General features: G+C 64.8%; 5 protein-coding genes. 1 reads left to right on the top strand and 4 read right to left on the bottom strand.

The window, feature by feature from the left end:
• The first annotated feature begins 1,107 nt into the window (after window positions 1-1,107).
• On the top strand, window positions 1,108-2,064 hold the full coding sequence (locus tag ACI944_RS08820) for an AAA family ATPase (protein WP_411718684.1): 957 nt from the start codon (window positions 1,108-1,110) through the stop codon (window positions 2,062-2,064).
• A gap of 39 nt (window positions 2,065-2,103) precedes the next feature.
• Here the strand turns inward: ACI944_RS08820 and ACI944_RS08815 are convergent, their stop codons facing one another.
• From ACI944_RS08815 to ACI944_RS08800, 4 genes are all read right to left on the bottom strand, one after another.
• A complete protein-coding gene (locus ACI944_RS08815) occupies window positions 2,104-3,651 on the bottom strand; it encodes a hypothetical protein (protein ID WP_411718683.1) in 1,548 nt (515 codons plus the stop codon).
• Entirely contained in the window at window positions 3,648-4,973 is a 1,326-nt protein-coding gene (locus ACI944_RS08810) for a DUF58 domain-containing protein (RefSeq protein ID WP_411718682.1), read from the bottom strand. Before ACI944_RS08810 ends, ACI944_RS08815 begins: the two co-directional genes overlap by 4 nt.
• Window positions 4,970-5,623: a hypothetical protein gene (locus tag ACI944_RS08805; RefSeq protein WP_411718681.1), complete on the bottom strand. Its 654-nt coding sequence runs from the start codon at window positions 5,621-5,623 to the stop codon at window positions 4,970-4,972. Before ACI944_RS08805 ends, ACI944_RS08810 begins: the two co-directional genes overlap by 4 nt.
• Before the next feature lie 85 nt (window positions 5,624-5,708).
• On the bottom strand, window positions 5,709-8,228 hold a 2,520-nt coding region (locus tag ACI944_RS08800), incomplete at its 5' end, for a DUF4129 domain-containing transglutaminase family protein (RefSeq protein WP_411718680.1).

Below are 8,228 nucleotides of genomic sequence, written 5' to 3'. Positions count from 1 at the left end.
CGCCATCCGGTGTAGCCGTGTAGACATCAAATCCGCCCCCGCGATATTCGTGTGACTCCACGTACAACTCCTCTTGAACCGAGCCCTCGGAGTCGAGTAACAGCCAAATCCCGAGTTCCTTGCCGCCTTCTAGATCACGGCGCCGAGTCCAGTGCATACGCGGGGGATTGTGTTCGTTCGTATTAGGCTGACTGGCAGATGATACATAGACAGTGCAGTTGACTGAATGTAGTCGCTGTATCCAGTAGGTCGTCTGAGAATGCCCCCAATAGGCTCAGAACCTGAAAGAAAGCAAAAATATAGTATGTTCTATCTCCGATATCTGGTGGACCCGTGGTGTGAATTTCCACCATGCCACTACCGCGGGTCTGTTATCGGCATCACACGCCCAAGATTATTTTGCGAACAGCCATCCGCTCACTGCGATGCAAGCGATGCAGTAAGGTGGCGTTGTGTCCGCAACCCGGTTCGAAACCGGCCGATGATATCGTCTTGGTGCATCGGGCACGCAAGCACCGCGACAGCGCCGGTTCCAACCGGGATGACGGGATGTTGGGGTTGGTGGGCGGCGTGCCGACAGCCCGGACACTGGAGTCCGCCGGCTGGGCGATGCTGCAAGACGGTCGCGCTATCCTCGGTGGTCAACCCACAGACCGTGCTAAACTGATCCAGATGGTCGGGGCACCCGACGAGCGGAATTGTGAACTGATCAAACAACAGGAAGGAGATGGTGTCCCTGCTCGGCGATTGAAGCGCTGCATCGCACGCCGCACAACGAATTGACTGGGGGCTGTCCGCCGGGCTTGCTGGCGGTTCGTCAAAGTCTACAGCATCCATCGTAGGAAGTACCTACCATTGGGGCCGGAGACGGATACATTGCGGGTATGGGGGGCTGTGTGCAGCACGCGCTTTCTGAGTGAATATCGGTGAACGTCCTGGCACGCGCGTCGCGCTGAGCGGGGTTACTGGCGAACAGCTCCTGTCGGAGACGCACCACAGTCGTAGCCTGGCGAGTAACAATGCGGAGGTGGGGCTCATGCGGGTGTTCCGGATACTTCTCACGAATCGTCTCGGGGATTGAAATACGTTCAGGGCAAGCCATCTTGTATGGACCCAGCGGAGGCATCGAAGATGTGTGGGGCCGTCATCGACGCTATCGGCGAGGTTGTCGTCGTCGATGACGATATCCTGGAGACGGTATTGACGGGCATCCTCTCCCGGGGGCACGTCCTGTTGGAAGATGTCCCAGGAACCGGAAAGACGCTCACCGCGCGGAGCTTCGCCACCGCATTGGGACTCTCGTTCAACCGCATCCAGTTCACGCCGGATCTGCTTCCCGGCGATATCACCGGCTCGCACGTCTACCGCGAGAAGCGCGGCGAATTCGAGTTCGCTGAAGGCCCGGTCTTTGCGAACGTCGTGTTAGCCGACGAGATCAACCGCGCGCCGCCGAAGACACAGGCCGCGTTGCTCGAGGCGATGTCCGAAGGGCAGGTCTCGGCCGACGGGACGACGTATCAGCTACCGAAACCGTTCTTCGTCATCGCCACCCAGAACCCGGTCGAACAGGAGGGAACGTTCGCACTCCCGGAGGCTCAGCGGGATCGGTTCATCCTGAAAACAGAACTCGGCTACCCGGACACCGGCGAGATGCGAACCATCCTGGATCGACGAGCCGACCGAACCGAACGGACACCCACCCCGCAGACGGTTCTGAATGGCGAGACAGTTCCCGAGCTCCAGCTTGTTCCCGAGCGGATCACCGTTGATAGCGAACTCCGTGCGTACCTGATCGAGTTGGGGGAAGCGACCCGTGCAGACGACCGCGTCGATGTCGGCGTGTCCCCGCGAGGCATCCAGCGGCTATTCGAGGCGAGTCGCTCGCGGGCGCTCATCAACGGCCGGACGTACGTCGCTCCCGACGATATCAGGGCGGTCGTCCGCGAGACGTTCGAACACCGGGTGATCCTCAACTCCGAGGCCACGGTTCGCGGCGTGTCACCGGCCGCTGTCGTCGACGATATCGTGGCACAACTCGAGGTTCCGGCGGTCGCGGCCGATTGAACGCTGGCCGATATCGGTTGATGAGCTAACTCGCGTGATTTACCGAGCAACGACGAGCAACGTCACTGTTCCAAGTGTCGCGGCGATCACGGCAAGCGTGGTCGCCTCGCTTGATGGCTCTGGGAGTCGACCGGTCGCGAGGACGACAGCGACCCCGACGGCGACCGCGAGGGAGACGATCACGACACCCCCGACGACATGCGTGAGTTCTCCTCGCCGAGTGGGGCCGCGGTGACCGATTTCCAGGCCGAGCGTGACGGCGAACTCGCCGAGATCCCACACGAGAAGGCTCGCTGCAACGCCACATAGGACGACGAGGACCGGACCCCCGGCAATGCCTGCGGCGATGGCAGCAATGAACACACCCGTGCCAGCAAGTTGCATTCCCGCAGCAGCACCGAGCGCCCGCACTCCGGCCGCGAGGCTGATACTGATAGCGAGTGTCGACGCGACCCCGATCGATGCGACGATGAGCCCGGTCAGTAGGCTGAAAGATCCAAACGTGGTGAGCAGTTCGCGGATAACCGTCTCGCCCGTGGGCGTCGTTGCGCGACTGAGTGCGACCGATGCGGCGGGCTCGTTGGCGACTGCCGCGCCCGCGGTGAGTACGCCCCCGGTGGTGAACGAGACGACGGGGAGCCAGCGGGGTGGGAACCGTTCAGAGGCGACGAATCGGAGCGTTCGTATTAGCAAAACAGCGACGATGGCGGCGACGCCAGCCGCGATAAGGCCGCCACGGAGCGTCGGTGACGCTGACGCGGCGGCGAGCGTACCCATGAGTTCCGGCGGCAGTTCGCGTTCGTATCCCGCGAGTCGTCCACGCGTGAGTATAAACATGAACCCGATGAGCCCCGAAAAAGCGGCTGCGTACCCGAGGAACCGCCGCGACCAACGGCGGACAGCGATCGCGGTCGGCCTGGCCGACTCGCTCGCGAGTTCGACGAACGGAAGCTGAGCGACCCCATACCGGACGGCGACAGCACTCGCCGAGAACAGGATCAATAATCCTCCGAGCCGCGAGAACACCGCGCTCGCCGAAACTAACGTCGGCGTCGGGGCTGCGAGGAACTCGAGCGCGGCGTTTCGAACCGGCGTGAGGGGAGCATCGATTCGGGTACCGCCGATCGCACAGACCGGCACGACAACAACGAGGAGCAACCGAGCGGCGGTTCGTCCGGCATCGGCTGTTGGCGAACGGCTCCTGACCGACGAAAACGCGCCAAACCCAGTTACGAAGCCGCCGAGTCCGAAAAGAAACGGTGCAAGCGCAAGCACCTCGATCGGCGGTATCGGCGGCCACGCCGTCTGAACGACGACCGCTGCCAACAGCCACCCGAGGAACGCGGCTCCGGCGACGACCGCGAGCGACCCGCCAACCGCGGTTGCAACCCGGCGTTCGGCGGCCGCGACTGTCCGAACCGTCGCCGCGAGCGCTGCCCCGGAGAGGACCCCGAGTGCGGCCGGAACGAGGGCGTCGCCCACGATGGCAGCGAGCGCGAGCGTCGACACCACCGCGATTGAGGCGGCGGCCGTTGTCGCCGTTGTCGTCGGCCGCCAGTTCGCTTCGGGGAGCAGTGATTCGCTCATCGATGTGCCTCCAGTGTGGCTGACAGCGGCTGTCGCGTATCCCAGTCGATAACGGTCGCATCGGTGGCTCTGAGCCGTCGAAGCCGGACCACCCGTTCAGCGTGTCTAACGGCCCGTCCCGGAGTCTCACAGTCCGTCACGTCCGGTGCGATGACGACCGTCCGATGACCAGCAGCCAGCACGGTCTCGACGAGCGATACTGGCGCCTCATCGAGCGCCGGCGTCACAACGATCACGTCCGCCCGGTTTGATAGCCGCGTCCGAAGCCCGAAGAACGCACCGCCGTGACCGCCATCGGCCACCGCGTCGCTTGGAGTCGCCAGTCGGCTATCGTCGGGCTCGGCCCTCGCACCCTCGACGACAGCGTCCAACACGGCGTCGATCTGGGTCCGTGTCGCGTCGTCCAGCCCGGTTGGCACCCATGGCCGCCCCTGGTTATCGGACGCCAACGGAACGTCGACGGCTTCGTTCGTGATCCCGAGCGCGCACAGGCCGACCGCATTCCCTGCCGACACGAGGGCGGTGATCGCTCGGTCGGCAGCGTACGCCGTCAGTTCCGTCGCGGTTGGATGCCCCGTTGTGCGAGCCCGCCTGCCGGCGGATCGGCCGTCAGCGATGACGACTGTCTCCGCCGTACTCGTCTCGTCGAAGTTCACCGTCGTGAGTTCCCCCGTCTTCGCGAGCCGCCGCCAGTCGATCCGACGAACCTCATCGCCCGGGCGATATTCCCGCGTCGAGTGAAACTGTATACCGGGGCCGCCGCTGTCGGTCGGTTGCGTTCCGACACGGCGTAACGCCCCATTGAGTTGTGGGATCGCCCCGGCGTTCCGACGACACGAGAGCGTCGCGTCACCGACGGCTGGTGAATGCGTTGTTGTTACGGCAGCGCCCGAGATCGGCCGGAGCCGAACGATCGGGTCCTCGAACTCGTAGCGTCCCTGCCGTGGAACGATCTCATACGAGATCGACCCGGACTCCCCGGGACGGATGGACAGGCAACCGCGAGGTGACCCGGCCGAGACGGACAGCTCCGTCGGGACGCCATCCACGAACCGCGCGTCCGAAAGCGTCGTCTCGCCCTCGTTGTGAACCGTGAGCGTCACGCTGGTCCGCTCGCCCGGGGCGGCCGGTGAGGGATCGATCCGTCGTTCGACGGCGATCTCCGGGGAGGGTGGGCTCGCAAGCCAGCTGAGGAGCAAGATGGAGATCGGAACGGCAGCAGCAACGAACAGGGCGGCGTTGCCGAGCACCGTTCCGAGGACGACGAGTGCGATCGCCGCGAGAACCGCTGCATCGGTTCGACCCCCAACCGCTCCGGTCATCGGCGATCGGTCCCCTCAAGATGCGTCACAACGGCGTTGATAGCCCGCTCGATCCGTCTCCGGCGCGTCCGTGCCGGACGGAGCCACGCCATCAGTCGCCTGACGAACGGGAGCGTCGCCTCCCTGTCGGCAAGGTACGCGGCTGCCACGGGATCAGCAGTCCACTCGCCCTTCGAAAGCACCGATTGAGCCGTATCTCGAGAGCAACTGTTGGTCTGGGCGATCGCGTCGATAGCGATCGATTGAAGCTGCTCGCGAGCTGGGTCAGCACCCCCGGTTCGGGCCGCAGCGGCGGCCGCATCGATGTGTGCCTCGAAGCGTTTACCGACAGTCGGGGCGGAAGCAGCATCTTCAGGGGGGTGACTGCGCAGTGTTTCAAAATCGAGCGGCCGGTCCTCTGTCTCGGCGGTGCGGGTGTTCGTTCTGTTCGACTGCGACGGCGTCGTCCAGTGTACCCACGCGAGACCGACTGCACCGATGACGGCGAACATCGCCGCCCGGAGTGAGTCGTTCCTGATCACGTCGAGTCCGGTGAGCGGGGTAATCGAAACCGGAAGATCGGGGGCGAACACGAGTGCGACCGCAAACCCGAGAGAGCCGATAGCGGCCAGCTCGATGAGTGCCCGAAGCGGCGACGGGTAGTCACTCATACTACAACGGCGGACACGCCCGCCGGAAACGGTCGGCACTGGTTGGCGTCAGATCGACGGAGGCAACGCGGATCGCGAGACAAACTCATGGTTCCGAGTCCGCTCCGTCGTCTTCGGTTCTGTCTGCCGTCCGAATCGACTCGAGGGCGTCTCTGGCGGCCGGCGCACGGTCGTCCGGCGAGCGGTTGCCGTACTCGACATCCCGGAAGGCGTCGGTGATCGTTCCGACCGCGTCCCTCGGAAGCCCATCACGGCTGACCGCCCAGCGTGCGATTTCGCCCGGCGTCGAGGTTCGCCACGAGCGGATCGAGACGTACCCGCGAAACGCCGCCCACACCTCACGGACCGTGCGTTGTTGTTCAGTCTGCTCGATCGCCTCGGTGGTGCAGCCGTCTTTCCCGATCGAGTCGGCCGCGGACCGTCGAAGCCGGCGAAGGGCAGCGATGATCGCGTGGGGATCGAGCCGCTGGGGGAGTGTCCGGATCCCAGCCGCGGCGCGACGGCAGAGTCCGGCGGTCCCGGTTGCGATCGAATATAAAAGTGTAACTGCCCCCTCGATCCCGTTGGAGAGCAACTCGATAGCCCGTCGAAGCCACCGTGCCATCGCCGACACCCCGGAATTCATCGCCGCAGCGAGCGTGACGATCGCGGCGAGTGCGAGCCGTGCGCCCTGGATCGCGGCCCACTGAATCGATCGGGCGGCCGAGCGGGCGGTTACGCCGCGTCGGCGTGCGAACTGTATCGGGATCAAGACCACGAGGAGTGCTGCGGCCGTGACGAGCGCGAGGTTTCGATACATGTCGTCGACCGTCATCGTCGCGCTTGGGGTCGCCTCATCGACCGAAGCGGTCGCCTCGATCGTTGCCTCGTCGGCGAACGGCAACCCGGCCCCGACAGTACCGTCTGCCCCTGTCGTCCCGACCAGTTGACCGTCGAGGACGAGCGTCGCGTTTTCGACCGGGTCGCCGTCGAGCGTGACGGTGGCTGTTACCCCTGTTGACGGGAGCGGAACGACCGTCGACGCGGCGACCTCGAGGTCGAACGCGAGCGGTTCGATGGTCGCCGTTCCACGAGCGTCGCCGCGTTCGAGGGCGAGTTCGGCTGCATCGGCCGTCGGGACATCGACGGTCGCCTGCCCGGCCGCGTCGGTGCCTGTCGTTTCGGTTCCGTTCACCCGGACGGTCGCGTTCGGAACCGGCTCGCCGGCGATCGTCCCGAGGACGGTGATCGACTCGCCCGCGACCGGCGTCCCCAACAGTCTGACGTCGATTTCGGTTGGAACGTCGACGGTGACGTTGCCCATCGCGGCTGACGTGCGTGATTCGTCCCCAGTCGAAAGCCACGATAGTTCCCCCGCCATTCGCCCGGAAGCAGAGACCGATTCGCTCGGTTGTGCCTCAGCCGTGTCGTCAGTGAGTTCCGCCGTGATCTCGAGCGAGGAGTTGTACGGTACTTCTCCGGTCACGTTGCCCGAACCGTCAGTCTCGCCGACCGGGTCGCCGTTGAACGAAACCACCGCTCCGGGGACGGGGGCCTCGCCACGTGTCACCGTCACCGTCAGCTCGCGGCCAGGAACCGGATCCGTTGGAACCGTAATCTCGATGGGCTCTACGTCTTCGTCGTCCTGTTGGTCATCTTCCTCGTCTTGCTGATCGTCTTCGTCGTCTGGCTCTGTTGGTTCTTGATTATCCGCTGATTCGTCTTGCTTCGCACTATCCGCCGGCTGTTGCTCCCCGTTCGGGGTCTCCGACCCCGGCTGCTCCTCGGGGCTGTTGGCTCCCGCCTCCGTGGCGGGATCGCCGAGTCGAGTGTCGTCGCGGCCGGCGTCGACACGCCCGTCAGCGGGCGTCGGATCGAATGTCACCCACCCGGCACCATCGATATACACCTCGACCCACGCGTGGGCGTCCGAACCGCGGACGAGATACGTGTCGTCGTTGATCTGCTCACCGACGCCGTACCCGGTGACGTACCGAGCGGGGATCCCTTGTGTCCGCAACATTGCGGTCATCGAGGTCGCGAAGTACTGACAATAGCCGGCATCCATCTCGAAAACGAACTCCGTCGCAACGTCCCGCCCGGGGTCGTGAGTCGCCTCAAGCGAATACGACTTGTTTTGCTTGAGCCACGACTGAACGGTCGCTGCGGATTCATACGGCGTCTCCGTGTCGCTGGTGAGATCGCTCGTAAACGCTTCGAGTGCAGGCGGTGTGCCGTCGGGCAGTTGGGTGTAGCGGTCGCGAATCCCCGGCGGCGGTGCGCCCGTCGCCCCGGCCGCGCCGCTGATTGACGGTGGGCCGTACGTCGATGTCACGTACGTTTCACCCGACTGGAGTGGTTCGTCGACGACTACGCCGTCTGTTTCAGTAACCGACGGTTGGCGGTTCGGTGCGGCGGCGAGTGCCGGTCGCCAGACCGTTACGAGCGACCGGAACGGCCGTCTGGTCGTGACCCGGATGTCGTACGCCGGCGCGCTAGGGGTTCCTTCCGCAGTCGACATCGCCCCTCCGAGTCGCTCCGTCATCTCCTCGCGTCGTTCCCACCCCGATCCGGTGTACGTGGTGTAGCCGCCGAGTCGCCACCGCGATGGCCGTGGGCTCTCGAT

Origin of the sequence: Natronomonas sp., assembly GCF_046710025.1 — an archaeon.
Taxonomy (GTDB): Archaea; Halobacteriota; Halobacteria; order Halobacteriales; family Haloarculaceae; genus Natronomonas.
This window is presented reverse-complemented; position numbering and strand designations above follow the sequence as displayed.

Bases quoted from the DNA above. Each gene is read 5' to 3' on its own strand.
- ACI944_RS08820 (WP_411718684.1), top strand. From the start codon at position 1,108: ATGGACCCAGCGGAGGCATCGAAGATGTGTGGGGCCGTCATCGACGCT.
- ACI944_RS08815 (WP_411718683.1), bottom strand. From the start codon at position 3,651: ATGAGCGAATCACTGCTCCCCGAAGCGAACTGGCGGCCGACGACAACG.
- ACI944_RS08810 (WP_411718682.1), bottom strand. From the start codon at position 4,973: ATGACCGGAGCGGTTGGGGGTCGAACCGATGCAGCGGTTCTCGCGGCG.
- ACI944_RS08805 (WP_411718681.1), bottom strand. From the start codon at position 5,623: ATGAGTGACTACCCGTCGCCGCTTCGGGCACTCATCGAGCTGGCCGCT.